Origin of the sequence: Phycicoccus sonneratiae, from assembly GCF_016887965.1 — a bacterium.
Classification (GTDB): Bacteria; Actinomycetota; Actinomycetes; order Actinomycetales; family Dermatophilaceae; genus Phycicoccus; species Phycicoccus sonneratiae.
This window is the reverse complement of sequence record NZ_JAFDVD010000008.1, coordinates 278,078-304,199: the sequence shown is the minus strand read 5'-3', so window position 1 is coordinate 304,199 and position 26,122 is coordinate 278,078. Positions and strand designations below refer to the sequence as shown.

Sequence of the window (26,122 nt, the reverse complement as noted above, 5' to 3'; positions counted from 1 at the left end):
GCGGGGCGCCTCAGCGGGTGTGCCAGGCGGCGAGCAGCGTGCGCTCGTCGTCGTCTCCGAGCCCGGTGCGCCGCGGCTGGTCGGCCGGACGCTCCTCCTCCCAGGCGAGGACGTCGCGCAGCGTGTCGACGAGCGGGCGGGTCGTGAGCCCGAGCCCCCGCGCGGCCTCCCCGGTGCGGGCGGCGAACCCCGCATACTCGGGGTAGGGCAGCCACAGCGGCAGCGAGCGCGGGCCCATCCAGGCCCCGACGTCCTGCTCGGTGAGCCAGGTGGGGTCCGCGGCCACGGCCTCGACGGCGGGGGACCCGGCCGCCTCGCGTGCGGCCGCCAGCACGCCCCCGAGCGTCGTCGTCGGTCCCACGGCGTCGACGACACCGGCCGTTCCGGACTCGCCGGAGCGGACGAGCCACGCCGCGAGGTCGCGGGCGTCGAGGACCTGCGCCGGGTCCTCGAGCGCATCGGGGACCAGTACCTCTCCGGGGGAGGCCGGGTGGGCGAACCGCCACGGCCACCAGCCGGTGCGCCCGGACGTGTCGCCGGGCCCGCCGAGCAGGCCGGCCCGGGCGACGAGCACGCGGTCGGCGCCGACGCCGTCGAGGACGTGGCGCTCGCAGGCGACCTTCTTGCCGCCGTACTCGTCGGGCTCCTCGCCGCCCTCCTCGAGCGGGTCGAGCAGGGGAGTGGACTCGTCGGCCTCGCGCACCGAGTGGTCGGCGTAGACGTTGCCGGTGGAGACGAACCCCCAGTGCCCCACCCGGCCCCGCAGCGCCGCGACCGCGCGGCGGACCTGCCCGGGGTCGCGTGCGACGTCGACGACGGCGTCCCACCGCTCCTCCTCGACCCCGCCGAGCCCGTCGGCCGCGCGGTCGGCCACGACGAGGCGCGCGCCCGCGGCGACCTCGCCCGAGGTGCCGCGCGCCACGCACGTGACGTCGTGACCGGCGGCCAGCCCGGCGCGGGCGACCTCCCGGCCGAGGAAGGCGGTGCCGCCGAGCACGAGGAGCTTCATCCGGCCACCCGACCACGCGGGACCGGTTCTGCGGAAGGCCTGTTCGCGGAGAGCGGAGCCGGGGAGCGCGGACGCCCGGGGGTCAGTGGCGGATGCCGCCGACGTCGCCCGGCGGCCAGAACCGCAGGACGACCGGGCCGACGACCCGCGTCAGGGGCACGAACCGCGCGCACTCGCCGCCCTCGGTCGCGCCCCGGCACCCGATGACCGAGTCCGCGGACTGCGAGCGGTGGTCGCCGAGGACGAGGAGGTTCTCTCGCGGCACGGTGATCTCGGGGAAGCAGCGGGTCGAGCGGGGGGTGCTGGAGCAGTCGAGCGAGCCGGCGACGAAGGGCAGGTCCTCGAGGACGTAGGGCTCGTCGAGGGGCCGGTCGTCGACGGTGACCCGCCCGTCGGTGCTGCAGCACGCGACGCGCTCGCCGGGCAGGCCGACGACCCGCTTGACGGTGTACGAGGTGTTGCTCGGGCCGATGCCCGTGAGGTCGCCGACCCAGCGCGCGGCCCGCGTCACGGGGTTGGACGCCGGCGGCAGCCGCTTCTCCTGCCACGAGCTGCCGTGGCCGAAGACGACGACGTCACCGCGGTCGACGTCGTGGTCGAGGCGGTTGACGAGGATCCGGTCGCCGATGTGGAGGGTGTTCTCCATCGACTGCGACGGGACGCCGAAGGGCTTGACGAGGAAGGCCTGGACCAGGGCCACCGCGACGAGGGCGACGAGCACCTCGGTAAACCACGGCAGGCGACGTCGGCGGCGGGGGGTCGGCCGGTCGGGCACGGCACCGGCGTCGGTCACGCGCGTCACCCTAGTCCGGTCCCGTCACAGGTGTCGATTTGGTGACGCGCCGGAGGGCTCGGGAGACTGGGGGCATGGTCGCCGTCGTGCTCTCGCTCCTGCTCATCACCGCCCTGGCCGTGGCCGTCGTCGGGGTGGTGGCGGTGCCGGCGCGCCGGGCGGGTCGCCGGGTCCTCACCCGGCGCGGCCACGCCACCCTCGAGACGCTGCGCGAGCGGGTCGCCCCCGGCTCCGACGCCGCCGCACCGGTCGAGGTCCCCGAGCGCGAGCGCCTCTCCGCCTGACCCGCCGGGGGCCCACCTCCCGTCGGCGCGGTGTGGTCGAATGAGGCCACCCGAGCGAGAAGGAGCCACCGGATGAGGTCCGGCATCGACACCGCCTCCGTCGACGAGACGGTCCGCCCCCAGGACGACCTGTTCGCCTTCGCCAACGGCGGGTGGGTGGCGCACACCGAGATCCCCGACGACCGCGGCCGGTACGGCACCTTCGACACGCTCCGCGAGGCCGCCGAGGAGCACGTCCGGACGATCATCGAGGAGGTCGCGGCGGGGTCGCCCGCCCCGGGCAGCGTCGCCGCGAAGGTCGGTGACCTCTACTCGAGCTTCATGGACGAGGCCGCCGTCGACGCCCTCGGCGCCGGCCCCGTGCTCGCCGACCTCGAGCGGGTCGCGGGCGTCCGCGACGCCTCCGGCCTCATGCGCCTGCTCGGCGAGCTCGGCCGCGACGGCGTCATGGGCCCGGTCATCCCGTTCGTCAACACCGACGACCGCGACCCCGACCGCTACGTCGTCTACCTCGAGCAGGCCGGGCTCGGCCTGCCCGACGAGTCGTACTACCGCGAGCCGCAGCACGCCGACACGCGGGCCGCCTACGTCCCGCACGTGGCCCGGATGCTCGAGCTCGTCGCGCACCCCGGCGCGCAGGCCGCCGCCGCGCGGGTCGTCGACCTCGAGACCCGGCTCGCCGCCGCCCACTGGGACAAGGTGAGCAACCGCGACCCGGTGCGCACGTACACCCTCCTCGACCGGCCCGGTCTCGACGCGCTCGCGCCGGCGCTCGACTGGACGGCCTTCCTCGAGGGCCTCGGCGCCCCCGCGCACGCCTTCCGGGCCGTCGTCGTCCGCCAGCCGTCGTTCGTCACGGCCCTCGGCGAGGCGCTCACCGAGGTCGGCATCGAGGTGTGGCGCGACTGGCTCGCGTGGCACGTCGTCCACGCGCACGCGCCGTACCTGTCGGCGCCCTTCGTCGAGGAGAACTTCGACTTCTTCGGTCGCACGCTCTCCGGCGTCCCGAAGCTGCGCGACCGCTGGAAGCGCGCCGTCACCCTCGTCGAGGACGCCCTCGGCGAGGCGGTGGGCCAGCTCTACGTCGAGCGGCACTTCCCGCCGCACGCCAAGGAGCGGATGCTCGAGCTCGTCGGCCACCTCGTCGAGGCCTTCCGACGCAGCCTCTCCGAGGTCCCGTGGATGGGGGCCTCCACCCGCGCCGAGGCGCTCGAGAAGCTCGGGGCGTTCACCCCGAAGATCGGCTACCCGGACCGCTGGCGCGACTACTCGACCCTCGAGGTGCGCGCGGGCGACCTGCTCGGCAACGTGCGGCGGGCCGCGGCCTTCGAGGTCGAGCGCAACCTCGCCAAGCTCGGCGGCCCCGTCGACCGCACCGAGTGGTTCATGACCCCGCAGACCGTCAACGCCTACTACAACCCCGGGATGAACGAGATCGTCTTCCCCGCGGCGATCCTCCAGCCGCCCTTCTTCGACGTCGACGCCGACGACGCCGCCAACTACGGCGGCATCGGCGCGGTCATCGGTCACGAGATCGGCCACGGCTTCGACGACCAGGGCTCGCAGTTCGACGGGCGCGGCGAGCTGCGCGACTGGTGGACCGCGAGCGACCGCGAGCGCTTCCAGGCCCTCGCCGACGCGCTCGTCGGGCAGTACTCGCTCCTCGAGACCCGCGACGCCCCCGGCCAGAAGGTCAACGGGGCCCTGACCGTCGGCGAGAACATCGGCGACCTCGGCGGCCTGACCATCGGCTACTCCGCCTACCGCATCGCCCTCGGCGACGAGCCCGCCGCCGAGCTCGACGGCTTCACCGGCGACCAGCGCTTCTTCCTCGGCTGGGCGCAGATCTGGCGGGGCAAGTCGCGCCGGGCCGAGGCCGAGCGCCTGCTCGCCATCGACCCGCACAGCCCGATGGACCTGCGGGCCAACGCCGTCCGCAACCTCGACGAGTTCCACGAGGCCTTCGGCACCGGGCCGGGGGACGGGCTGTGGGTGCCCGAGGACGAGCGGGTGCGCATCTTCTGAGGTCGTCCGGTTTGGGTCGACGCCGCGCCCTTGACAGGATGGCGCCGTGAGCGATTCGTTGTGGGTCTACGTCGGCATCGCCGTCGCCGTGCTCGTCGTCGTCGGCGGCGTCGTCCTCGGTCTCCTCCGCGGACGCGGGGGCGCCGACGAGCGCGAGCTCGGGGCGCCGCAGGTCCCCGGGGCTCCCGGTCCGTCCGACGCCGACCTCGCGCCCGACGGGGCGATCGGCACCATCGAGCACCCCGGCGAGGTCGTCGAGGACGAGCCCGAGGTCCTCCCGGCCCCCGCGCCGACCCCCACCGTCGAGACCCCCGAGGCGCCGGCCGGCCGGCTGCGGCGGTTGCGCGCCCGGCTGGCCCGCTCCAACACCGCCCTCGGCAAGGGGCTGCTCGCCCTGCTGTCGCGCGGCTCGCTCGACGACGCCGCGTGGGAGGAGGTCGAGGACACCCTCCTCGGCGCCGACCTCGGGGTGCAGGCGAGCACCGAGCTCGTCGAGCGGCTGCGCACCCGCGTCGCCGTCGAGGGCACCACCGACGAGGCCGCCGTGCGCACGATGCTCCGCGAGGAGCTGCTCGCCCTCGTCGACCCGTCGATGGACCGCTCGCTCGCCGACGAGCGGGTCGGCGACCGACCGGCGTGCATCCTCGTCGTCGGCGTCAACGGCACCGGCAAGACGACGACGGTCGGCAAGCTGGCCCGCGTCCTCGTCGCCGAGGACAAGGACGTCGTCCTCGGGGCCGCCGACACCTTCCGCGCCGCCGCCGCCGACCAGCTGGAGACGTGGGGCGGACGGGTCGGCGTCCCGACCGTGCGCTCCGACCGCGACGGCGCCGACCCCGCCTCCGTCGCCTTCGACGCCGTGAAGGCCGCCGCCGAGCTCGAGGCCGACGTCGTGCTCGTCGACACCGCGGGCCGCCTCCAGAACAAGGCCGGCCTCATGGACGAGCTCGGCAAGGTCAAGCGGGTCATCGAGAAGCAGAGCCCCGTCGACGAGGTGCTCCTCGTCCTCGACGCCACGACCGGCCAGAACGGCATGCGCCAGGCCGAGGTGTTCTCCGAGGTCGTCGGCATCACCGGCATCGTCCTCACGAAGCTCGACGGCACCGCGAAGGGCGGCATCGTCGTCGCCGTGCAGCGGGCCCTCGGCGTGCCGGTCAAGCTCGTCGGCCTCGGCGAGGGTCCGGACGACCTCGCGCCGTTCGACCCCGAGGCCTTCGTCGACGCCGTCCTCGACTGACGGCGGACGACCGCCGGCGCCCTCCACGCCGCCGCGGTCTCACGATGCGGGACCTCCCCGGACCCGAAACGCGATGCTTACCGGGGGGCCGGAGCCGAAACGTCGACGAAACACGACACGGCGGGCGGTGAAACCTCGGCCGCCGACGCTGTCTCGGGTACGCGGACGGGTCTCTCGACCCGGGTGAGCTGCCCGGTCGCCCGTCCAGGAGCATCGAACACTGGAGGATCCTTGGACGGCTACTACGCCTTCATGCTGGTCGCGACAGCCCTCGTGCTGATGATGACCGTGCCGGCGCTGGCGCTCTTCTACGGAGGCATGACCCGCTCGCGGTCGGTCCTCAACATGATGATGATGTCCTACGGGGCCTTCGGCATCGGCGCGATCGTCTTCGTCCTCTGGGGCTGGTCGATGGGCTGGGGCGGCGCGGGCAACGGACAGCTCATCGGCAACCCGTTCGAGATGTTCGGCCTCTCCGGCGTCTCGTGGCACAGCACCGCCGACGGCACGGGCAGCCCGTACGTCGGGGTCCTGTTCCAGCTGACCTTCGCGACGATCACCGCCGCGCTCATCTCGGGCGCGATCGCCGACCGCGTGAAGTTCTCGTCGTGGATGGTCTTCGTGCCGCTGTGGCTGACCCTCTGCTACTTCCCGATCGCCCACAACACCTGGGGCGGTGGGTTCATCTACAGCCACCTCTCGCAGCAGGACTACGCGGGCGGCACGGTCGTCCACATCAACGCCGGCATCGCGGGCGGCGTCCTCGCGCTGATCATCGGTCGGCGCAGGAACTGGCCCAAGGAGCCGATGAAGCCGCACAACCTCACCCTGACGATGGCGGGCGCGGGCCTGCTGTGGTTCGGCTGGTACGGCTTCAACGTCGGCTCGGTCGTCCTCGCCGGTGACACCGCCGAGGCGAGCACCGCGCAGTTCATGTCCGAGACCGGGTTCACCTTCATGAACACGACCCTCGCGACCTGCGCCGCGATGCTCGGCTGGCTGCTCGTCGAGCGGCTCATGCACGGCAAGGCCACCTCGCTCGGCGCCGCGTCCGGCATCGTCGCGGGCCTCGTCGCCATCACCCCGGCCTGTGGTGCGGTCGGCCTCGCCGGCGCCATCGCCATCGGCGCGATCACCGGCGCGGTCTGCGCCTGGGCGGTCGGGCTGAAGTTCAAGTTCGGCCTCGACGACTCGCTCGACGTCGTCGGCGTGCACCTCGTCGGCGGCCTGCTCGGCACCATCCTCATCGGGTTCTTCTCGACCGACGTCGCCCCCGGCGGGGTCAACGGCCTGTTCTACGGCGGCGGCTTCGAGTCGCTGATCAACCAGACCGGTGCCGCGCTCTTCACGATGGTCTGGACCGGCGTCTTCACCGCGATCATCGCCTACGCCATCAAGTTCACCATCGGGTGGCGGGTGTCGGAGGACGAGGAGGTCGAGGGCATCGACTACAACGAGCACGGCGAGTCCGCGTACGAGCTGGCCGGCCGGGGTGGTCGGATGACCACCGCCGCCGCGCCCACGCCGAGCCGCCCGAGCGCGGAGAGCCTCGACCTCGAAGGAGCCAAGTGATGAAGCTCGTCACCGCCATCATCAAGCCGCACCAGCTCGACGAGGTGAAGGAGGCCCTCGAGGCCTTCGGCATCCAGGGCATGACCATCAGCGAGGCGCAGGGCTACGGCCGCCAGCGCGGCCACAGCGAGGTCTACCGCGGCGCCGAGTACACCGTCGACTTCGTGCCGAAGACCCGCCTCGAGGTCCTCGTCGACGACATGGACGCCACCTCGGTCGTCGACGTCGTCCTCAAGGCCGCGCAGACCGGGCGGATCGGCGACGGCAAAGTGTGGGTGACCCCCGTCGAGGAGGTCGCCCGGGTCCGCACCGGCGAACGCGGCGTGGAGGCGATCTGAGCGATGGCCACCTCCTCGAGCGACATCGGCTCCCGGAGGCTCGACCTGGCCGGCACCCGCGACTTCCACGTCGCCGGTGCCGGCCGGGCGCGCCGGGCGGCCCTGTCGGCCTTCAACCGCGAGTGGCTCGCCGAGGTGTGGCGGTCCGCGACGGGTGGGGCGCGCATCGAGGGGGTGGCCCTCGCGGCCGTCGGGAGCCTGGGGCGCGGTGACGCCGGCCCGCTCTCGGACTACGACCTCGTCCTGCTCCACTCGGAGCGCTCGCTGCCGGCCAAGGAGCTGACCGCCCTCGCCGACCGCGTCTGGTACCCCATCTGGGACGCCGGGGTCCGCCTCGACCACAGCGTCCGCACGGTCACCCAGTGCCGCCAGGTGGCGGCGGGCGACCTCACCGCGGCCGTCGGGCTGCTCGACCTCACCGCGCTCGCGGGCGACGAGGAGCTCGTCGCGGCCGCCCGCTCCACGGTCGCCCACGACTGGCGGGGCAACGCGCGCAAGCGCCTCCCGCAGCTCGTCGAGGCCCTCGCGACGCGGTACGCGCGCCAGGGTGACCTCGCGCAGTCCATCGAGCCCGAGCTCAAGGAGGCCCACGGCGGCCTCCGCGACATGACCGTCCTCCTCGCGCTCGCCGAGGCGTGGCTCGCCGACCGACCGCACGGCGGGGTCGACGCGGCCCACGAGCTGCTCCTCGACGTGCGCGACGCCGTCCACGTCGTCACCGGCCGTGGTCGCGACCGGCTGGGCCGCGAGGACCACGACGCCGTCGCGGCGCTCCTCGGACACCCGGACGCCGACGACCTGCTGACCGCCGTGTCCGACGCCGGCCGGCTGATCGCCTACTCGCTCGACGGCACGGTGCGGCGAGCCGGGCAGTCGCAGCGGGCCCGGACCCTGCGCGTCGGCCCGCGCCGCCCCCAGATGACCCCGCTCGGGCACGGCCTGTTCGCGAGCGACGGGGAGGTCGTCCTCGGGTCGGCCCGGCTCGCCGAGACCGACGACGGGATGGCCCTGCGGGCTGCGGTCGTCGCGTCCCGGGCCGGCCTGCCGATCGCGCCGGTGACCCTCGAGAACCTCGCGGCCGCCGTCCCGGCCCTGCCGACCCCGTGGCCCCAGTACGGCCGCGACCTGCTCGGTGACCTGCTCGCCTCCGGACCGGGGCTCGTCACCGTCTGGGAGGGGCTCGACCAGGTCGGGATCATCGAGCAGTGGCTGCCCGAGTGGGCGGCCGTGCGCTCCCGCCCGCAGCGCAACGCCGTGCACCGGCACACCGTCGACCGGCACCTCGTCGAGACCGTCGTGCGCGCGGCCGGGCTCGTCCGGCGCACCTCCCGCCCGGACCTCCTCCTCGTCGGCGCGCTGCTCCACGACATCGGCAAGGTCCGCGGCAGCCACGACCACTCCGTCACCGGTGCCGAGGCCACCCGTACCGTCGCGACGCGCTGGGACTTCCCGCCGCGCGACGTCGACGTGCTCGTCACCCTCGTGCGCGAGCACCTCACCCTCATCGAGCTCGCCACCCGGCGTGACCACGAGGACCCCGCGACCGTCGACGCCGCGGTCGCGGCGGTCGACGGCGACCGGGAGGTCTTCGAGATCCTCCTCGCGCTCACCGAGGCCGACGCCTCGGCGGCCGGGCCGCTGGCGTGGACCGACTGGCGGGCCACCCTGCTCGAGCAGCTCGCCGTGGCGGTGCGGGCGCGCCTCGACGCGCCGCAGGCCGGGCCCGACGACGCGGCCGCGGGGGAGGAGACCGGCGTCCGGCGGGTCGACCCGGACGTCGCCGCGGCGGTGCGTGCCGGACGCCCCCAGGTCCACGTCGTGTCCGGCGGCGGGTCGCACCGGCTGGACATCGTCGACGTCGACCGGGTCGGGCTGTTCGCCGACACCGCGGGGCTGCTCGCCGCCGAGGGCCACACCGTGCGCACCGCGATCCTGCGCACCGTCGACGGCGTCGCCATCGACGAGTGGCACGTCGAGTCACCGTCCGGCGCGGTGCCCGACCCCGAGCGCATCGTCCGCGGCCTGGCCCGGCTGGGGCGCGGCGACCGCGGCCCGCTCCAGACCCTCGACCGCCGACGGGCGCACCTGCCGCGGCCGTCGGGGTCCTCGGGCATCGGGTCGCCGGGGCAGTCGCGCGCCCTCGTCGTCCCGGGCGCCAGTACCGAGGCGACGGTCCTCGAGGTGCGCGCCCAGGACCGCCCGGGGCTGCTCCACGAGCTCGGCGCGGCGCTCGCCGGGGCGGGCGTGTCGGTGCGTTCGGCCCACATCGCGACCTACGCGGGCCAGACCCTCGACACCTTCTACCTCACCGGCGCCGACGGGCTGCCGCTGCCGCCGGCCCGGGTCGCGCAGGCGGTCAGCCTCGTCATCGACACCTGCGACGGCGTCGGCCCGTCCTGAGGCCCCGTCGTCAGTCGTTAGGCTGTCCCGGTGTTCAACTCCCTGTCCGACCGGCTGACCGAGACCTTCCGCAACCTGCGGACCAAGGGCCGCCTCAGCGAGTCCGACGTCAACAAGACGGTCCGCGACATCCGGCTGGCGCTGCTCGACGCCGACGTCGCGCTGCCCGTCGTCAAGACGTTCACCCACAACGTCCGCGAGCGGGCCCTCGGGGCGGAGGTCAGCGAGGCGCTCAACCCCGCGCAGCAGGTCGTCAAGATCGTCAACGACGAGCTCGTCACCATCCTCGGCGGGGAGACCCGGGGGCTGCGGTTCGCCAAGCAGCCGCCGACCGTCATCATGCTCGCCGGCCTCCAGGGCTCGGGCAAGACGACCCTCGCCGGCAAGCTGGCCTTCTGGCTCAAGGAGCAGGGCCACACCCCGATGCTCGTCGCGGCCGACCTCCAGCGCCCGAACGCGGTCACCCAGCTCGAGGTCGTCGGCCAGCGGGCCGGCGTGCCGGTCTTCGCCCCCGAGCGCGGCAACATCGCCGGCCACGACGCGGTCGGCGCCGACATCGAGGGCACGCGCTCGCACGGCGACCCGGTCGCCGTGTCGCGCAACGGCATCGCCGAGGCCCGGGCCAAGCAGCACGACGTCGTCATCGTCGACACCGCCGGCCGGCTCGCCGTCGACGAGAACCTCATGCAGCAGGCCGCCGACATCCGCGCGGCCATCACGCCCGACGAGGTCCTCTTCGTCATCGACGCGATGATCGGCCAGGCCGCCGTCGAGACGGCCGAGGCCTTCCTCGAGGGCGTCGACTTCACCGGCGTCGTCCTCTCCAAGCTCGACGGCGACGCCCGCGGTGGTGCGGCGCTCTCGGTCGCCGAGGTCACCGGCCGGCCGATCATGTTCGCCTCCACGGGCGAGGGCGTGAAGGACTTCGAGGTCTTCCACCCCGACCGGATGGCCTCGCGCATCCTCGACATGGGCGACGTGCTCACCCTCATCGAGCAGGCCGAGAAGGCATTCGACCGTGCGCAGGCCGCCGAGATGGAGCGCAAGTTCCTCGCGGCCGAGGACTTCACCTTCGACGACTTCCTCCAGCAGATGGCGGCCATCAAGAAGATGGGCTCGCTGAAGTCGGTCCTCGGGATGATGCCGGGGATGGGCCAGATGAAGGCCCAGCTCGACGCCTTCGACGAGCGCGAGTTCGACCGCGTCGAGGCGATGGTCCGCTCGATGACCCCGTTCGAGCGCAACCACCCCAAGCAGATCAACGGCTCACGCCGCGCCCGCATCGCCAAGGGCTCGGGGGCCTCGACCTCCGAGGTCAACCAGCTCCTCGAGCGCTTCGGCGAGGCGCAGAAGATGATGAAGCAGATGGCCAAGGGCGGGATGCCCGGGATGCCCGGGATGCCGGGGATGGGTGCGGGGCCGGGCAAGCGCGGGCGCCAGCAGGCGCCGCAGCGCAAGAAGTCGAAGTCGGGCAACCCGGCGAAGCGGGCCGCCGAGGAGCGGGCCGCGGCGCAGCGGGCGTCCGAGCGGCCGGCGGGCGGGTCGAGCTTCGGCTCGGCGCCGGGCGCCGACCCCGCGGACTTCGACCCGTCCCAGCTGCCGAAGGGCTTCGAGAAGTTCCTCGGGAAGTGACCGCGAGCGCCCCGGGCGGGCTCAACACCCTGTCGGTCGGCACGGACGGGCCGCGGGTCGCCTTCCTGCACGGCCTGTTCGGGCAGGGCCGCAACTGGACCCAGGTCGCCAAGGCCCTCGCCGGACCGGACGGCACCGGCGCGCGCTGCCTGCTCGTCGACCTGCCCGACCACGGCCGCTCGCCGTGGTCGGAGGCCTTCTCCTACGAGGCCTACGCCTCGGCGGTCGCCGACACGCTCGCGGCGGTCGCACCGGGGGAGCGGTGGGTCGTCGTCGGCCACAGCCTCGGCGGCAAGGTGTCGATGGTCCTCACGCTCGCCCACCCCGAGCTCGTCGCGAGCCTCGTCGTCGTCGACATCGCCCCGAAGGACTACGGCGACCTCGACCGCTTCCGGGGCTACATCGACGAGATGCTCGCCCTGCCGCTGGCCGACCTGACGAGCCGGGCCGACGCCGAGGCCCGCTTCGCCGAGCCCGACCCCGGCGTCAAGGCCTTCCTGCTGCAGAACCTGCGGCGCTCCGGGACCGAGTGGTCGTGGCAGGCCAACCTCGCGCTCATCGCGGCCGACGCCGAGCGGGGCGCTGACTCCGACATCGCGGACTTCCCTGCGCTGCAGGCCGACCCGTGGGAGGGGCCGGTGGTCTGGCTGGTCGGCGGCGAGTCCGAGTACGTGCGCGACGCCGACGTCGCCGACATGCGGGCCCTGTTCCCGCGCACCCGGCTGGTCACGGTCAGGGGCGCGGCGCACTGGGTGCACACCGACCAGCCGGCCGTCGTCGTCGAGACCCTGCGCCGCGTCGTGGCGGCGTCCCCTCGTCGAGCATCCTGACGGGGAGTGCACGCTCGTCAGGGGTGGGGACCGACTCTTGCCTCCGTTCGTCGACCGGCCTACGATCCCGAGCAGACACACGGCGGGGCCGAGGAGTACTCATGAGCGGTGTCCACGTTCTTCATGTCATTCGCGCCGCGCTGGGTGCGACCACCTTGCTGCTGGCGATAGTGGTTCCCTCCGCCGCTGCGGCGACCCCTGACGCCGCCACCCCGGTCGGTGTGGGCGTCGTCGAGGCGCCGATGTACCTCGATTGCGGCGCCCTTCGCGGACAGGTGCGCAAGTACGCAGTCGACCATGCCTATTGCCCCGCTGCCGGCCGCACGTCCGGCGACGTCACGCCGCAGAACACCGTCTACGGCAACTGCGGCTCATCCTTCATCTACATCGAGGACCCGAACTGGACGTCGTCGACGGCGAGGTTCCGCTACGGCTTCTCATCCAGCAAGGGAATCGTGGTCTCGCGTAACCTGGCCGTGGGGTACTCGGGTGCACGTGGCCCGGGGGGCTTCAGTGACAGCGGATTCATGGCCTCCACGTCCTACAGCCACACCAGCGGCGAGCGGACGACCGGTTCCGGGTACCTCTACGCGACGCTGGGGGGCACGGTCACGTTGTTCTGGGGGGCGTCGTGCACACTGCTCCAGCCCACCGACGGTGAGTACATCAACTGATACGACCCGCCGGCCAGGGCGGGCACCGGCGCCCTTGGTGAGGTGACCCATGACAGCTCGCGAGGCCCTGCGCCGCCGGTTCCGTCCGCGCGCGGGCAGTACCGGGGCGTACGCCATGGAGATGCCCGTCCACCTCCTGCGCGCCCTGTACGTGCGTGACCACTGGGGTCTCGAGGTCACCGACCCGCCTCCGGCCCTGGGCCTCGCGAGGGACGAAGCCCTCGGTGGCGCCGAGCTCGCTCCCGTGTGGTCGGCGTGGTGGACCTGGCTGGTGGGGCTCGACGCCGCGGACCCGCGGTTGCTGGACCGGCCCGGCCGGCCGGCGCCGGGGTCGAGGTGCCCTCCGGTGTTCGCCGCCCTCCTGGACGACGACTCCGCCCGGGTGGGCGCCTGGACGACGTCCTGGCGCACCCGGTTCCGTGATGAGATCCTGCCCCGGGGGACCGGGGTCGAGCAGCGCCTGGCCGGTGAGCCATCGGGCGGGGACCCCGGCCGGCCCCTGTCCGTCGCGGTCCTGCCCGTAGACGGCCCCTGGCTGAGCTGGGTCGGGCCCTCCCGCCTCCTGGTCTCCCAGCACTGTCGAGAGGACCCCGAGCGGTATCTGGCCCGGGCCGCGGCCTCTCGACCGGACGCGGCGTAGCTGCGACGAAGACTGGACGCCGCGTCCGGGGGTCGATCATTCGCATTCGGCGGCGTCCGGGTCCGGGACGTCCTCGAGGCCGTGGACGGCGAGGACCGGGCTGCCGACGAGCCACAGCACCGCCAGGGCGGCGAGCCCGCCGCCGAGCGCGAGGGCCGGCCCCGTCCCCACGAGGCCGGCCAGCAGGCCGCCGAGCGCCGCACCGAGGGGCCGCACCCCGTAGTTGACGGTCGTGAACGCGCCCTGCACCCGGGCCCGGACGGCGTCGGGGATCGAGGCGACCATCACCGCGTTGACGTTGACGTCGAAGAGCATCACCCCGAACCCGGTGACCGCCTCGACGGCGGTGAGCACCGCGACCTTCGCCAGCTCCGGCCCGTGCGCGAACGGCAGGGCGACCGTCGGGAGGGTGAAGAGCAGTGCGCCGACCACCGCCGTCCGCCCGATGCCGACCCGACGCGCGAACCGGCCCGCGACGACCGCGCCGAGCAGGCCGCCGGCCGCTCCGATGCCGAGGGCGAGGCCGATGGTGCCCGCCGACAGCCCGAGCTCGCGGCTCGCGAAGACGACGAGCAGGGCCTGGACGACGAAGGTGAAGAGGTTGATCCACGACACGCAGCGCAGCAGCGGGGCGAGGAACGGGTCGCGCCACACGTGCCGCATCCCGTCGGCGAGCCGGCGCCGCAGCGAGGACCCGTCGTCCGGCGCCGGGGTGCGGTCGGGGACGTCGGCCGCCCGCAGCAGCGAGGCCGAGGCGAGGAACGAGAGGCCGTCGACGACGAGCGCGTACGGCGCGGTGAGCAGCTGGACGAGCCCGCCGCCGAGGGCGGGGCCGGCGATGAACGACCCCGACCGGGTCGCGCTGAACAGGCCGTTGGCCTCGACGTAGCGCTCGCGCGGCACGAGGGCGACGAAGAAGGGCTGCCACGCGGACCGGAAGAGGGTCGACCACGCCCCGAGGAGCAGCGCGACGGCGAGCAGGTGCGCGAAGGTCAGGCCGCCGAGCACGGCGGCGAGCGGCACGGTGAGCACGACGACGGCCCGGGCGAGGTCGGCGTTGACGAGCAGCATGCGGGGCCGCGGCCGGCGGTCGACCCAGGTGCCGACGAGCAGGGCGAGCAGGTTGGGCAGCCAGACGACGGCGGTGAGCAGCGCGACCCGGGACGCGCTCTCGTCGAGGACGGTGACGGCGACGAGGGGCAGGGCGAGCTCGGACACGCGGTCTCCGAGCTCGGAGACGGTCTGGGCGCCCCAGGCCGTCGCGAACCGCCGCCCGCGCCACAGGGCGCGCGCCGGGGGATCGGCGAGGACCGGCTCAGCCATCGAGCGGCGCCCCGGGCAGCAGGTGCTGGAGCACGTGGACGAGCCGGGCGCCCTCGGGCGCCGAGGAGGGGTCGTCCTTGCGCAGGACGTACGGGGCGACGAGCTGCTCCCACGCCGCGTCGAGCGCGAGCAGCTCCTCGCGGGTGACGAGCACACGGGTGCTGGAGCGCCCGGCGACCTCGAGCCACTCGCGGGGGAGGGTCGGCTCGACGTCGCGGTGCCAGTCGCCGACGACGTCGCCCTCGACCTCCTCGATGATGCCCGCCAGCGCCCGCCCGGCCTCGAGCGCGCCCGGCCCCTCGGTGGTCAGCCGGTAGCCGCGGCTCACCGCCTCCCACCACCGCTCGCGACCGGACCCCTGCGCCGGGGCGTCGCGCACCATCCCGTGCTCGGCGAGGTGGCGCAGGTGCCAGCTGGTCACCGAGGGCGTGGCCCCGACGAGCGGGGAGAGGCGGGTGGCGGTGGACGGTCCGTGCCGCTGGAGCTCGCCGAGGAGGCGCACGCGCACTGGGTGGGCGAGGGCGCGCATGCCCCGGGCGTCGAGCTCGAGGTCGCCGTACGGGTTGGCCATCGCGGCCTCCTTCCTGATCTGAGAGGACCGTATCGAGAGAGTTCTCTCACGTCAACGGCGGAGGCGTCGGACGCACCTCGCTAGGGTCGGGCCATGGCGTCGGTGCTGCACCTCACGGGTCCCGTCCTCGTCGGCCGCGACGAGGAGGTGCCCGAGGCCTGGGTGCTGGACGGCACGGTGACCTTCACCCGGCCGGTCGGTGACCACGACGTCACCACGCTCGACGGCTGGGTGCTGCCCGGCCTCGTCGACGCCCACTGCCACGTCGGGCTGGTCGCCACCGGCGCCACCGACGCCGCCACCGCGGAGGAGCAGGCGCGCACCGACCGCGACGCCGGCACCCTGCTCATCCGCGACGCCGGGTCGCCCAGCGACACCCGGTGGGTCGACGACCGTGGCGACCTGCCGCGCATCATCCGGGCCGGCCGGCACATCGCCCGCACCCGGCGCTACATCCGGAACTTCGCGTGGGAGGTCGAGCCGGAGGGCCTCGTCGAGCGGGTCCGGCTCGAGGCCCGCGCCGGGGACGGATGGGTCAAGCTGGTCGGCGACTGGATCGACCGCGACGCCGGCGACCTCACGCCGTGCTGGCCCGCCGAGGTGCTGGCGCAGGCCGTCACCGCGGCGCACGAGGAGGGGGCACGGGTGACCGCCCACTGCTTCGGCGAGCAGAGCCTCCACGACTTCGCCGCCGCCGGCACCGACTGCATCGAGCACGCGACCGGCCTGGTGCCCGAGAGCATCGAGGCCTTCGCCCGGCAGGGCATCGCCATCGTGCCGACGCTCGTCAACATCGACACCTTCCCGCAGATCGCCGAGCCGGCCCGCCAGAAGTTCCCCGAGTACCACCGGCACATGCTCGACCTGCACGCGCGCCGCTACGAGACCGTCGCCGCGGCGCGCGACGCCGGCATCCCGGTCTACGTCGGCACCGACGCCGGGGGGTCGCTGCCGCACGGCCTCGTCGGGCAGGAGGTCGAGCGGCTCACCCGCTGCGGCTTCTCACCCGTCGAGGCCCTCGACGCCGCGACGTGGGGGGCCCGGGCCTGGCTCGGCCGCCCGGCGCTCACCGAGGGCGCGCCGGCCGACCTCGTCGTGTACACGACGGACCCGCGGGTCGACGTGCGGGCGCTCTCGCACCCCGCTGCCGTCGTGCTCCGCGGGTCCGTCGTCCCCGGTTCCTGAGCCCCGGCCCTGCTGCCGGGTCAGGCGGGCTTGCCGGCGCCGGACTCCTCGAGCTCGGCGATCTCGGTGTCGAGCGCGGCCTGCTCGGCCCGGTGCGCGCGCACCGACCACGCGACGGCCGCGGCCCACACCGCGTAGAGGACGCCGTAGACGACCCAGCGGGTGCCCTCGGAGGCGTCGACCCAGTCGCTCTTGAGGATCGTCCGGGTGTTCGTCAGGACGATGATGCCGCCGACGGCCGAGCCGAGGACCCGCGGCGGGACGTGCCGGACCAGCCACGCGGCGATGGGTGCCGCGATGAGCCCGCCGACGAGCAGGGCGCCCACCCACGCGAAGTCGATGTCCTCCGACCCGAGGGCGAGGAGGAAGCCCAGGCTCGCGGCGACCGAGACGAGGAACTCGCTCGTGTCGATCGAGCCGACGACCTTGCGGGGCTCGAGGCGCCCGCTCGCGAGGATGGCCGGCGTGCCGACCGGGCCCCAGCCGCCACCGCCGGTGGAGTCGACGAAGCCGGCGACGAGCCCGAGCGGGGCGAGGAAGGTGCTGCGCAGCGGGTGGCCGAGGCGGTCGCGGCGCAGGCCCTTGACGGTGAAGCGGACGAGGACGTAGGCGCCGAGCGCGAGGAGGATGAGCGACATCAGCGGAGCGGCGACCGAGGTGTCGAGGCTCGAGAGGAAGGTGGCCCCGGCGAAGGCGCCGACCGCTCCCGGGATGCCGATGCGGAGCACGACCTTCCAGTCGACGTTGCCGAACTTCCAGTGCGAGGCCCCGGAGGCCAGCGTGGTGCCGATCTCGGCGAGGTGCACCGTGGCCGAGGCGGCCGCGGGGTTGGTGCCGATGGCGAGCAGCAGTGTCGTCGACGTGACGCCGTAGGCCATGCCGAGCGAACCGTCGACGAGCTGGGCACCCAGACCGACGAGGGCGAGGAGAACGAGACGCCGCATGGCGACCCCCTGCGAGTAGATAAAACCTAGTGGACAACTAGGAAATATAGGGATGGCCGGTGCGGTGCGCAAGCGGTTCCCGCGAACTCGTCGCGGCGGGCTCGGTGGCAGGATGCGGACGTGGACATCTCCGCCCGCGCCGACTACGCCGTCCGCGCCCTCCTCGTGCTCGCCGAGGACGCCGACGGTGACGTCGCCCACCCCGCCGACGAGCTGGCCCGCCGGGCCGGCGTGCCGGCCAAGTTCCTCGAGGCGATCCTCGGCGACCTCCGGCGGGCCGGCTTCGTCACGAGCCGCCGGGGGAGCCGTGGGGGCTACCTCCTCGCGCGCGACCCGCACGACGTCACGCTCGGGTCGGTGCTGCGGACCGTCGACGGGCCGCTCGCCGAGGTGCGGGGGCAGCGCCCGCACGAGACGCACTACGACGGAGCGGCGCAGCACCTCGCGACGGTGTGGGTGGCCGCGCGCGCCGCGCTGCGCGACATCCTCGACGAGACCACCCTCGCCGACGTGCTCGCCGGCGACCTGCCGGCGCACGTGCGCGCCCTCGCGGAGCCGCCGGAGGCCTGGCAGAGCCGCTGACCGCCCCGGACGTGCCGCGCTCAGGCCTCGGCTGCTGCGTACTCGTCGAGCGTCGGTGCCCACTGCCGCTGGATCATCCGGTGCACCGGCGTGCGGTGCACGGCCAGGAGGACGAGGTGCTGGCGCCGGACGTCGGTCGAGGTCCACTCGGCGCGCACACGGCTGCCGCCGCCCGCGTCGGGTGTGGCCCGGACCCAGCCGTCACCGCCGCCGCCGTAGCTCGTCTCGGTGAAGACCCAGCTCACGACGTCGGGGTGGGACCAGTCGTAGCGGCAGACGACCCAGACGGGCGAGTGCCGGCTGCCCTCGCGCGCCTCGGCCCAGTCCGGGCCGAGGCCCCGCAGCTCGTAGGTGGCCGGGTCGAGGGTGCGGTGCCACGTGCGCAGCCGCCGGTCGGTGAAGTCCGTGAACGCACGGCGCACCAGCTCCGGGGTCGCCGTCGTCCGCAGGTCGATGTGCACGTCATCCCCTGGGCCGGGGAGTCGCCCTGTGGCCCAGCCGTGTTCGCAGTGCGACGGCGCCGGGCCCCTCGAGCCGGTCCAGGGCCGCCGGCCGGCCGGTGATCAGGAGGAGGATCGCGCCGACGGGACCGACGACTTCGGGCCCCTCGCCGCGGAGCCAGTCGGCGTCGGTGGCGCAGAAGGAGTATCCGTCGAGCGGCAGGCGGCGGTTGACCGTCGCCAGCCACGATCGGCGCGTGTCCCAGCGGCGGGTCGCCGCGAGGGCGCTCGGGCCCGGACGCATCTGGAGCGGGAGCCCGAGCGGCACGGCGATGTCCTGGCCGTGGACGAGCGCGTCGGTCAGCGTCTCGAGCGGCGTGACGAAGGCGTTGTGCCGGTGGCGGCCGACCCCCGCCCGGATGCGCCGGACGATCTCGTCGTCGGTGGTGACGGCGGCGACGACGTCAGCCGACGAGCGGATGGTCCCGTTGAGGCCGGGGTGGCGCCACATCCGCGGGTGCCGGCCGACGAAGCCCAGGAGATCACCGAGGCCCTGTTCCTGGAGGGTCAGGTGGGCCGCGACGTGGCGCACCGTCCATCCGTCGCACAGGGAGGGATGGTCCCACTGCGCGGGCATGAGGCCCTCGAGGAGGTCGGCGGTCCGCGTGCGCTGGTCGTCGACACCCGCCCACAGGGCGTCGGTCTCGAGCGCGGTCAGCGGGCGCACGGGTCCTCCGTGGCTAGAATGGTCCTATTAACGAACCAATATAGTCCTATCAGCGAACCATATGAAGAGGGCCGATGGCCGACGAGCTGCCGACCAGCCTGATGATGTTCATCGCCTCGCGGGCCGCCGTCTCCCGCGTTCTCGGGGCCATCCACGCGGCCGGCCACGACGAGGTCACGATCGCCCAGGCGCGCCTGCTCATGGGTATCGACGAGGACGGCACCCGGCTGAGCGTGCTCGCCGACCGTGCCCAGGTCGCCAAGCAGACGGCCACCGCGCTGGTCGACAAGCTCGAGCGCGCCGGCTACGTCGAGCGGGTCCGCGACCCGGGCGACGGGCGGGCCCGCCTCGTGCGGCTCACCGGGCACGCCCATGCGCTCCTGCCGGTCGCGCGGGCCGAGGAGGAGCGCATCGAGACGGAGTGGGCCGAGCACCTCGGGCCGGAGCGGATGGCCGGCCTGCGCGACGCGCTCGAGGCCCTGCGCGAGGTCACCGACCCCTACCGCTGATCGGGGCGATTCGTCCACGGCCCGGCCCCTCTGGCAGAATCGAGCGCTGTACCCGTCCGGGCCCGCTCCCCGCGGAGCACCGGACCGGACGCCTACACACCGAGATGTCGGCTCCCCGCGCGATCCGTGCGCGGTCTCGCCGCGCTCACAATGCACAGGAGACCACCACCGTGGCCGTCAAGATCCGCCTCAAGCGCATGGGCAAGATCCGCGCTCCGTTCTACCGCGTCGTCGTCATGGACTCCCGCACCAAGCGGGACGGCCGGGCGATCGAGGAGATCGGCAAGTACCACCCCACCGAGGAGCCCTCGGTCATCCAGATCGACAGCGAGCGGGCCCAGTACTGGCTCGGCAACGGCGCGCAGCCGACCGAGGCCGTCGCCGCCCTCCTGAAGATCACCGGCGACTGGCAGAAGTTCACGGGCGAGCCGGGTGCCGAGGGCACCCTCAAGGTCGCCGAGCCGAAGAAGAGCAAGAAGGAGCTCTACGAGGCCGCCGTCGCCGCCGCCGGCAAGACCGCCGAGGACGGCTCCGCCGCCACGACGCCGCGCAAGAAGGCCGCCGCCAAGAAGGCCGAGCCCGAGGTCGCCGAGGCCCCGGCCGAGGAGGCCCCCGCGGCCGACGCCGCCGCCGACGAGGCGCCCGTCGCCGCCGACACCGACTCCGGTGAGGCTGCTGCGGAGTCCGTCGACGCCGACGCCGACAAGGCCTGACCGTGCTCGAGGAGGCTCTCGAGCACCTCGTCACCGGCATCGTCGACCACAAGGACGAGGTCCAGGTCCGTCGCAAGGAGCTGCGGCGCGGCGAGATCCTCGAGGTGCGCGTGCACCCCGACGACCTCGGTCGCGTCATCGGCCGCTCGGGCCGCACGGCCAGCGCGCTGCGCACCGTCATGGGTGCCCTCGCCGGTGGTCGCCAGGTCCGCATCGACATCGTCGACACCGACCGGGTCCGCTGACCCGCACCGCATCCGACGGCGGGGCCCCCACTCACGGGGTGCCCCGCCGTCGGCCGTTCTCCGAGAGGATGTCCGCGTGAGCGAGTCCACCGTCGTCGCCCGCATCGGCAAGCCGCACGGCCTGCGCGGCGAGGTGACCGTGCAGCTGCACACCGACGAGCCGGAGCGCCGGCTGGCGGTGGGGGCGGTCCTCGACACCGAGGCCACGTCGGGCTCCGGCGTGCCCCGCACCCTCACCGTCCGCTCGACCCGCGTGCACCGCGGCATCTGGCTCGTCGGCTTCGAGGAGGTCCCCGACCGCACGGGCGCCGAGGGGCTGCGCGGCACCCGGCTCGTCCTCGACGCCGACGCCCCGCCCGTCGCCGAGGACGACGGCGAGACCTACGCCGAGGACGACCTCGTCGGGCTCGCCGTGCACGACCCGTCCGGTCGCCGGGTCGGCGAGGTCGTGCGGCTGGTGCTCGGGTCCGCCCAGGACCGGCTCGCCGTCCGGCTCGACGACGGCCGGGAGGGCGAGGTGCCGTTCGTCGCCGCGCTCGTGCCGGAGGTCGACGTCGCCGGCGGCCGCGTGGTCGTCGACGCCCCGGACGGTCTCTTCGACCTCGAGGCCTGAGCATGCGCCTCGACGTCGTCTCGATCTTCCCCGGGTACCTCGCGCCGCTCGACCTCTCGCTCATCGGCAAGGCCCGCCGCGACGGCCTGCTCGACCTCCACGTCCACGACCTGCGCGACTTCACGACCGACCGGCACCGCACGGTCGACGACAGCCCGTTCGGCGGCGGGGCCGGGATGGTCATGAAGCCCGAACCCTGGGCCGCCGCCCTCGACCACGTGGTGCAGGACGGGACCACCGACGATGCCCCGGTGCCGCACCTGCTCGTCCCCGGCCCGGGCGGGGTGCCGTTCACCCAGGCGATGGCCCACGCGCTGGCCGCCGAGCCGTGGCTGGCCTTCGCGTGCGGCCGCTACGAGGGCCTCGACGAACGGGTCTACGACCACGCCGCCGAGCGGATGCCGCTCACCGTCGTCTCGCTCGGCGACTACGTGCTCAACGGCGGTGAGGTCGCGGTGCTCGCGATGGTGGAGGCCGTCGGGCGGCTGCTGCCCGGCGTCGTCGGCAACGCCGAGTCGCTGGTCGAGGAGTCGCACGAGGGCGGCCTGCTCGAGTACCCCGTCTACACCCGCCCGGCGTCGTGGGACGACTCCGGCACCGTGCGCGAGGTGCCGCCCGTGCTGCTCTCCGGCGACCACGCCGCCATCGCCGCGTGGCGGCACGAGCAGCGGGTGGCCCGCACCGCAGCCCGCCGCCCCGACCTCGCGGCCGCGTCGGCCACGGTCGCCGGACTCGACGACCTCGACGTGCGGGTCGCCGTCCCCGCCGACGCCGCCGAGCTGCTCGTCCTCCAGCGAGCCTGCTGGATGCAGGAGGGGCGCATCTCCGGCTCGTGGCACATCCCACCCCTCGAGGAGGCGCTCGAGGACGTCGTGCGCGGGCTGGGGGAGTGGACCACGTGGGTGGCGCGCGTGCCGTCCACGGACGGCTCGGGTCGGCTCGTAGGGTCGGTCCGCGGACGTGTGCGCCCCGACGACGCGTCGGTGTGGGAGACCGGACGGCTGATGGTGGCCGCCGACCTCCAGGGGCGGGGCCTCGGCCGTGCGCTGCTGGAGCTGGGGGAAGCCGGTGCGCCGCAGTCGGTCTCGACGTTGTGGATCAACACCGGCCGGGTCAGTGAAGCGAACATCCGCCGGTACAGGCGGGCCGGCTACCGGCTGGTGCCGGGCGAGGGTGCCTTCCCCGGCACCGTCGACCTCACGAAGCCCCGTCGCTGACCCTCAGGGCCGCAGGGAGGCACGGAGGTCGTCGGGCAGCAGCAGGGCCCGGCCGATGAGGCGCTCGGCCACGACGGCCGTCGTCGTCTGCGCGGCCATGATGCCGACGAGGACGAGCACCTGCGCGGCCGCGGCCTGGGCCGGCGTGCCGCCGCCGAGCAGCACCCCGATGAAGGCGCCCGGAAGGGTGACGACGCCGGCCGTGCGCACCTGGTCCAGGCCCGGGACCAGGGCCTCGGGCACCCGCCGGTGCACGACCTCGGCGACCGCCTGGGACCGGGTCAGCCCGAGCGAGAGCGCCGCCTCGTACTGGCCGTGCTCCTCGCGCAGCGCCGCGAACGCGCGCCGGCAGGTCAGGGTGTGCCCGTTCATCGTGTTGCCGGCGATGATGCCGACGACCGGCACGAGGGCCAGCCCGGTCGGCGGCACCGTGCGGGTCGCCAGCACGACGAGGACGACCGGCAGCAGGCCGGCGAGCATCGCCAGGGTCGCCCACGGCCAGGCGGCGGGCGCCTCGACGCGGCGGACGGTGGTGACGACCGCGATCGTGAACATCACGCAGAGCAGGAGCACCGAGAGCGCGAGCGAGCGCACGACGGTGGTGATGACGAGCGCGGCGAGGCCGAGCTGGCCGATCGCGCGGGCCATCGAGAGCACGGGGGAGGCGGGGCGGGGCAACCTCCCGAGGAGGTACATCGCGACCGTGACGCCGAGCAGCAGCACCACCGCGAGGGCGACGGGCAGCCCGGGGTCGATCGTCACGGGCGCAGCCTAGGGCCGGGGCGCCCGGTCGATTTCGCCGGGCCGCGCCCCTCTGGCAGACTGGGGCGCTGCGTCCACCCGACGAACGGCCCCCGCCACAGGGGGAGTGCCCCGGACCCCGGTCCGACCACGGCATGAGGCCCGGAGGGACGCGACGAACCCCGTGCAGCACCCGAGAACCGCGGATGACCTGTGGCAGCCCGCGAGAAATGGAACCACCATGCAGCGTTTCGACGAGATCGACCGCGCGTCGCTCAAGAGCGACATCCCGGCCTTCCGCGCCGGCGACACCGTCAAGGTCCACGTCAAGGTCGTCGAGGGCACGCGCTCGCGCATCCAGGTCTTCCAGGGCGTCGTCATCCGCCGCCACGGTGGGGGCATCGGCGAGACCTTCACGGTCCGCAAGGTCTCCTTCGGCGTCGGCGTCGAGCGCACTTTCCCGCTCCACACCCCGATCGTCGACAAGATCGAGGTCGTCACCCGCGGCGACGTCCGCCGCGCCAAGCTCTACTACCTGCGCGACCTGCGCGGCAAGGCCGCCAAGATCCGCGAGAAGCGCGACACCCCGGCGAACGCCTGAGAGGCCTGCCGGCCACCCGGGCGCCCCGTCCGGCACGGGGGACTACCCTCGACGGAGTGAGTGCCCGACCCGCCACCGACCCGGTGCCCGCCCCCGTGGCGGCCACCGGGTCGCGGCGTCCCGGGCCGCTCGTCGTCCTCGCCGTGGGGGTCATCACGGCAGCACTCGTGCGGGGGTTGCTCGTCGAGTCGTACCACGTCCCGTCGGCCGCGAACGCGCCGACCTTCGAGCCAGGAGACCGCGTGCTCGTCCTCAAGACCGACCGCCGGGCCGAGGCGGGTGACGTCGCGCTCGTCGACGACGACGGCGCCCTGCGCCTCACCCCCTCCACCGACCTCGTCGGCACCGGCGCGCACGTCGTCGGCACGGTCGTCTGGCGGTTCTGGCCGCTCGACCGGCTCGGCCCGGTGAGCACGTCCAGCGCCCCGGTCGCGCCGTGAGCGCCCCCGAGCGCACCCACGGCAGCGAGCCGGAGGGCACCGAGGAGCCCGCGGTGGAGGGCCCGCGGCCCGGGCGGTCGGCGGGGAGCCTGCTCGTCGGCGCGGTCAAGGAGATCGCCCTCGTCCTCGTCATGGCGATGGTGCTCTCCTTCGTCGTCAAGACCTGGCTCCTGCAGGCCTTCTTCATCCCCTCGGGGTCGATGGAGGACACCCTCCTCGTCGGCGACCGGGTCGTCGTCTCGAAGCTGACCCCAGGCCCGTTCGACCTCAAGCGCGGCGACGTCGTCGTCTTCGAGGACCCGGGCGGCTGGCTCGGCGAGGTGCCCCCGACCCCGCGCACCGGGGTCTCCGGCGCCGTCCACGAGGCGCTCGTCTTCGTCGGCCTGCTCCCGAGCGAGTCCGAGGACCACCTCATCAAGCGGGTCGTCGGCCTGCCCGGCGACCACGTCGTCTGCTGCGACGCCCAGCGCCGCCTCAGCGTCAACGGCACCCCGCTCACCGAGCCGTACCTCAAGCCCGGCGACCAGGCGAGCTCGGTGACGTTCGACATCACCGTGCCGACCGGCCGGGTGTGGGTCATGGGCGACCACCGCTCCGACAGCGAGGACTCGCGCTTCCACGACGACGCCGGCGACGGCAGCGACGGGTCGGTCCCGATCGCGCGGATCACCGGACGGGCCGTGGCGGTCGTCTGGCCGTTCTCCCGCTTCGGGTGGCTCTCGGACCACCCCGACACTTTCTCGGGCGTGCCCGCGCGCCCGCCGGCGAAGTGAGCCCGGCGCCCCGCTCGAAGCGCCCGACCCTGCGGGTCGAGCGCGCCCTCCAGCGCGACGGCCACCGGGTGCTCGCGGGGATGGACGAGGTCGGTCGCGGTGCGCTCGCCGGGCCGGTGACGGTCGGGGTCGTCCTCATCGACGAGACCTGTCGCAGCGCGCCGCAAGGGGTCCGCGACTCCAAGCTGCTCCAGCCGCACGCCCGCGAGGCGATGGTGCCGCGCATCGAGCGCTGGGCCCTCTGCCACGCCGTCGGCCACGCCAGCGCCGCCGAGATCGACGACATCGGCATCATCGCCGCGCTCCGGCTCGCGGGGACGCGGGCCCTCGCGGCGTGCGGGGTCCGGCCCGACCTCGTCATCCTCGACGGCAACCACGACTGGCTCACCGCGCCCGAGGACGTCGGTCTGCTCGCCTTCGCGCACGAGTCGGCCGTGACGACCCCGCCGGTGACCACGATGATCAAGGCCGACCTCAAGTGCTCGTCGGTCGCGGCGGCGTCGGTGCTCGCGAAGGTGACCCGTGACCGCATCATGGTCGAGCTCGGCGGCCACGAGGAGCACGCCGTCTACGACTGGGTCGGCAACAAGGGATACGCGGCACCCGAGCACATGGACGCCCTGCGCGTCCGCGGACCGTCGGTGTGGCACCGGCGCTCGTGGCGGCTGCCCGGCACGATGGACGATGATGGGCCGGTGCCCGAGACCGCCGAGACGACCGTGACCGACCTGACGAGCGTGGGGGAGCGATGAGCTCGGAGGACCTCGAGAAGTACGAGTCCGAGGCCGAGCTCGCGCTGTACCGCGAGTACCGCGACGTCGTCGGCCTCTTCAGCCACGTCGTCGAGACCGAGCGCCGGTTCTACCTCTGCAACTCGGTCGACGTGAAGGTCCGCAGCGACGGCGGCGAGGTGTTCTTCGACGTGACGATGCACGACGCCTGGGTCTGGGACATCTACCGGCCGGCGCGGTTCGCCAAGACCGTCCGGGTCGTGACGTTCAAGGACGTCAACGTCGAGGAGCTCGCCAAGTCCGAGCTCGAGCTGCCGAAGGGCGAGTTCTGAC

General features: G+C 74.1%; 30 protein-coding genes. 22 read left to right on the top strand and 8 right to left on the bottom strand.

From position 1 onward, the window contains the following. Positions 1-10: 10 nt before the first annotated feature. Both JQN70_RS08680 and lepB (JQN70_RS08675) read right to left on the bottom strand, forming a co-directional pair. On the bottom strand, positions 11-1,009 hold the full coding sequence (locus JQN70_RS08680; protein ID WP_204130914.1) for a Rossmann-fold NAD(P)-binding domain-containing protein: 999 nt from the start codon (positions 1,007-1,009) through the stop codon (positions 11-13). An 82-nt stretch (positions 1,010-1,091) separates the two neighbouring features. After that, the gene (gene lepB / locus JQN70_RS08675) at positions 1,092-1,802 is read right to left on the bottom strand and encodes a signal peptidase I (protein WP_307835879.1); all 711 of its coding nucleotides are present in this window, start codon (positions 1,800-1,802) and stop codon (positions 1,092-1,094) included. Between the two features lie 74 nt (positions 1,803-1,876). On the opposite strand from lepB (JQN70_RS08675), the gene JQN70_RS08670 reads away from it, so the two are divergent. The 10 genes from JQN70_RS08670 (at position 1,877) to JQN70_RS08625 (ending at position 13,434) form a co-directional block, all read left to right on the top strand. Further along, positions 1,877-2,086, top strand: a complete 210-nt coding sequence (locus JQN70_RS08670) for a hypothetical protein (RefSeq protein WP_204130913.1) — start codon at positions 1,877-1,879, stop codon at positions 2,084-2,086. Between the two features lie 72 nt (positions 2,087-2,158). Continuing rightward, complete coding sequence (locus tag JQN70_RS08665) at positions 2,159-4,111, top strand: M13 family metallopeptidase (protein WP_204130912.1); 1,953 nt, start codon at positions 2,159-2,161, stop codon at positions 4,109-4,111. Between the two features lie 46 nt (positions 4,112-4,157). Next, positions 4,158-5,348 carry a signal recognition particle-docking protein FtsY gene (ftsY, locus tag JQN70_RS08660; protein WP_204130911.1) on the top strand — a complete coding sequence of 397 codons (1,191 nt, stop codon included), beginning with the start codon at positions 4,158-4,160 and terminating at the stop codon, positions 5,346-5,348. Between the two features lie 252 nt (positions 5,349-5,600). Beyond that, positions 5,601-6,920, top strand: a complete 1,320-nt coding sequence (locus JQN70_RS08655) for an ammonium transporter (protein ID WP_204131002.1) — start codon at positions 5,601-5,603, stop codon at positions 6,918-6,920. Continuing rightward, on the top strand, positions 6,920-7,258 hold the full coding sequence (locus tag JQN70_RS08650; protein ID WP_204130910.1) for a P-II family nitrogen regulator: 339 nt from the start codon (positions 6,920-6,922) through the stop codon (positions 7,256-7,258). Before JQN70_RS08655 ends, JQN70_RS08650 begins: the two co-directional genes overlap by 1 nt. A 3-nt stretch (positions 7,259-7,261) precedes the next feature. Beyond that, the gene (locus JQN70_RS08645) at positions 7,262-9,658 is read left to right on the top strand and encodes a [protein-PII] uridylyltransferase (RefSeq protein WP_204130909.1); all 2,397 of its coding nucleotides are present in this window, start codon (positions 7,262-7,264) and stop codon (positions 9,656-9,658) included. Between the two features lie 30 nt (positions 9,659-9,688). Then, complete coding sequence (gene ffh / locus JQN70_RS08640) at positions 9,689-11,290, top strand: signal recognition particle protein (protein WP_204130908.1); 1,602 nt, start codon at positions 9,689-9,691, stop codon at positions 11,288-11,290. Next, positions 11,287-12,120 carry an alpha/beta fold hydrolase gene (locus JQN70_RS08635; protein WP_204130907.1) on the top strand — a complete coding sequence of 278 codons (834 nt, stop codon included), beginning with the start codon at positions 11,287-11,289 and terminating at the stop codon, positions 12,118-12,120. Before ffh ends, JQN70_RS08635 begins: the two co-directional genes overlap by 4 nt. A 101-nt stretch (positions 12,121-12,221) precedes the next feature. Continuing rightward, the gene (locus tag JQN70_RS08630; RefSeq protein WP_204130906.1) at positions 12,222-12,794 is read left to right on the top strand and encodes a hypothetical protein; all 573 of its coding nucleotides are present in this window, start codon (positions 12,222-12,224) and stop codon (positions 12,792-12,794) included. A 49-nt stretch (positions 12,795-12,843) separates the two neighbouring features. Beyond that, a complete protein-coding gene (locus JQN70_RS08625) occupies positions 12,844-13,434 on the top strand; it encodes a hypothetical protein (RefSeq protein WP_204130905.1) in 591 nt (196 codons plus the stop codon). A gap of 36 nt (positions 13,435-13,470) precedes the next feature. Here the strand turns inward: JQN70_RS08625 and JQN70_RS08620 are convergent, their stop codons facing one another. Beyond that, complete coding sequence (locus JQN70_RS08620) at positions 13,471-14,757, bottom strand: MFS transporter (protein ID WP_204130904.1); 1,287 nt, start codon at positions 14,755-14,757, stop codon at positions 13,471-13,473. Then, positions 14,750-15,328, bottom strand: a complete 579-nt coding sequence (locus JQN70_RS08615) for an ArsR/SmtB family transcription factor (RefSeq protein WP_204130903.1) — start codon at positions 15,326-15,328, stop codon at positions 14,750-14,752. The genes JQN70_RS08620 and JQN70_RS08615 overlap by 8 nt, the downstream gene beginning before the upstream one ends. A gap of 93 nt (positions 15,329-15,421) precedes the next feature. Here JQN70_RS08615 and JQN70_RS08610 point away from each other — a divergent pair, with 93 nt between their 5' ends. Beyond that, positions 15,422-16,513 (top strand): amidohydrolase family protein, encoded by a 1,092-nt coding sequence (locus JQN70_RS08610; protein WP_204130902.1) that lies wholly within the window; start codon positions 15,422-15,424, stop codon positions 16,511-16,513. Positions 16,514-16,533: 20 nt separating this feature from the next. On the opposite strand, the gene JQN70_RS08605 is transcribed toward JQN70_RS08610, so the two are convergent. Further along, complete coding sequence (locus tag JQN70_RS08605) at positions 16,534-17,457, bottom strand: sulfite exporter TauE/SafE family protein (protein WP_204130901.1); 924 nt, start codon at positions 17,455-17,457, stop codon at positions 16,534-16,536. Positions 17,458-17,577: 120 nt separating this feature from the next. Between JQN70_RS08605 and JQN70_RS08600 the strand changes: the two genes are divergently transcribed. Next, entirely contained in the window at positions 17,578-18,039 is a 462-nt protein-coding gene (locus tag JQN70_RS08600) for an RrF2 family transcriptional regulator (RefSeq protein WP_204130900.1), read from the top strand. A gap of 20 nt (positions 18,040-18,059) precedes the next feature. Here JQN70_RS08600 and JQN70_RS08595 read toward each other — a convergent pair whose 3' ends face one another. Continuing rightward, positions 18,060-18,500, bottom strand: coding sequence for an SRPBCC family protein (locus tag JQN70_RS08595; protein ID WP_204130899.1), 441 nt, complete (start codon positions 18,498-18,500; stop codon positions 18,060-18,062). A gap of 1 nt (position 18,501) precedes the next feature. Then, entirely contained in the window at positions 18,502-19,206 is a 705-nt protein-coding gene (locus JQN70_RS08590; RefSeq protein ID WP_307835877.1) for a maleylpyruvate isomerase family mycothiol-dependent enzyme, read from the bottom strand. 74 nt (positions 19,207-19,280) lie between these two features. Between JQN70_RS08590 and JQN70_RS08585 the strand changes: the two genes are divergently transcribed. The 5 genes from JQN70_RS08585 to trmD all read left to right on the top strand — a co-directional run bounded on the left by JQN70_RS08585 (position 19,281) and on the right by trmD (position 22,503). Further along, positions 19,281-19,715 (top strand): MarR family winged helix-turn-helix transcriptional regulator, encoded by a 435-nt coding sequence (locus tag JQN70_RS08585; protein WP_239111248.1) that lies wholly within the window; start codon positions 19,281-19,283, stop codon positions 19,713-19,715. Positions 19,716-19,885: 170 nt separating this feature from the next. Next, entirely contained in the window at positions 19,886-20,428 is a 543-nt protein-coding gene (rpsP, locus tag JQN70_RS08580; RefSeq protein ID WP_204130898.1) for a 30S ribosomal protein S16, read from the top strand. A 2-nt stretch (positions 20,429-20,430) separates the two neighbouring features. Then, the gene (locus JQN70_RS08575; protein WP_166118929.1) at positions 20,431-20,673 is read left to right on the top strand and encodes an RNA-binding protein; all 243 of its coding nucleotides are present in this window, start codon (positions 20,431-20,433) and stop codon (positions 20,671-20,673) included. A 76-nt stretch (positions 20,674-20,749) separates the two neighbouring features. Next, positions 20,750-21,286 carry a ribosome maturation factor RimM gene (gene rimM, locus JQN70_RS08570; protein WP_204130897.1) on the top strand — a complete coding sequence of 179 codons (537 nt, stop codon included), beginning with the start codon at positions 20,750-20,752 and terminating at the stop codon, positions 21,284-21,286. A 2-nt stretch (positions 21,287-21,288) separates the two neighbouring features. Continuing rightward, positions 21,289-22,503, top strand: coding sequence for a tRNA (guanosine(37)-N1)-methyltransferase TrmD (gene trmD, locus JQN70_RS08565; RefSeq protein ID WP_204130896.1), 1,215 nt, complete (start codon positions 21,289-21,291; stop codon positions 22,501-22,503). 3 nt (positions 22,504-22,506) lie between these two features. On the opposite strand, the gene JQN70_RS08560 is transcribed toward trmD, so the two are convergent. Further along, entirely contained in the window at positions 22,507-23,265 is a 759-nt protein-coding gene (locus tag JQN70_RS08560) for an ABC transporter permease (RefSeq protein WP_204130895.1), read from the bottom strand. A 220-nt stretch (positions 23,266-23,485) separates the two neighbouring features. Between JQN70_RS08560 and rplS the strand changes: the two genes are divergently transcribed. Genes rplS through JQN70_RS08535 form a run of 5 tightly spaced genes read left to right on the top strand, consistent with a single transcriptional unit; the run spans position 23,486 to position 26,121 of the window. Continuing rightward, entirely contained in the window at positions 23,486-23,845 is a 360-nt protein-coding gene (gene rplS, locus JQN70_RS08555) for a 50S ribosomal protein L19 (RefSeq protein ID WP_204130894.1), read from the top strand. Positions 23,846-23,901: 56 nt separating this feature from the next. After that, positions 23,902-24,285 carry a S24/S26 family peptidase gene (locus tag JQN70_RS08550; protein WP_204130893.1) on the top strand — a complete coding sequence of 128 codons (384 nt, stop codon included), beginning with the start codon at positions 23,902-23,904 and terminating at the stop codon, positions 24,283-24,285. Further along, positions 24,282-25,058 (top strand): signal peptidase I, encoded by a 777-nt coding sequence (gene lepB, locus JQN70_RS08545; RefSeq protein WP_434063746.1) that lies wholly within the window; start codon positions 24,282-24,284, stop codon positions 25,056-25,058. The genes JQN70_RS08550 and lepB (JQN70_RS08545) overlap by 4 nt, the downstream gene beginning before the upstream one ends. After that, on the top strand, positions 25,055-25,810 hold the full coding sequence (rnhB, locus tag JQN70_RS08540; RefSeq protein ID WP_307835876.1) for a ribonuclease HII: 756 nt from the start codon (positions 25,055-25,057) through the stop codon (positions 25,808-25,810). Before lepB (JQN70_RS08545) ends, rnhB begins: the two co-directional genes overlap by 4 nt. Further along, positions 25,807-26,121 carry a DUF2469 domain-containing protein gene (locus JQN70_RS08535; RefSeq protein ID WP_030527975.1) on the top strand — a complete coding sequence of 105 codons (315 nt, stop codon included), beginning with the start codon at positions 25,807-25,809 and terminating at the stop codon, positions 26,119-26,121. Before rnhB ends, JQN70_RS08535 begins: the two co-directional genes overlap by 4 nt. The last annotated feature ends 1 nt before the right edge of the window (position 26,122 follow it).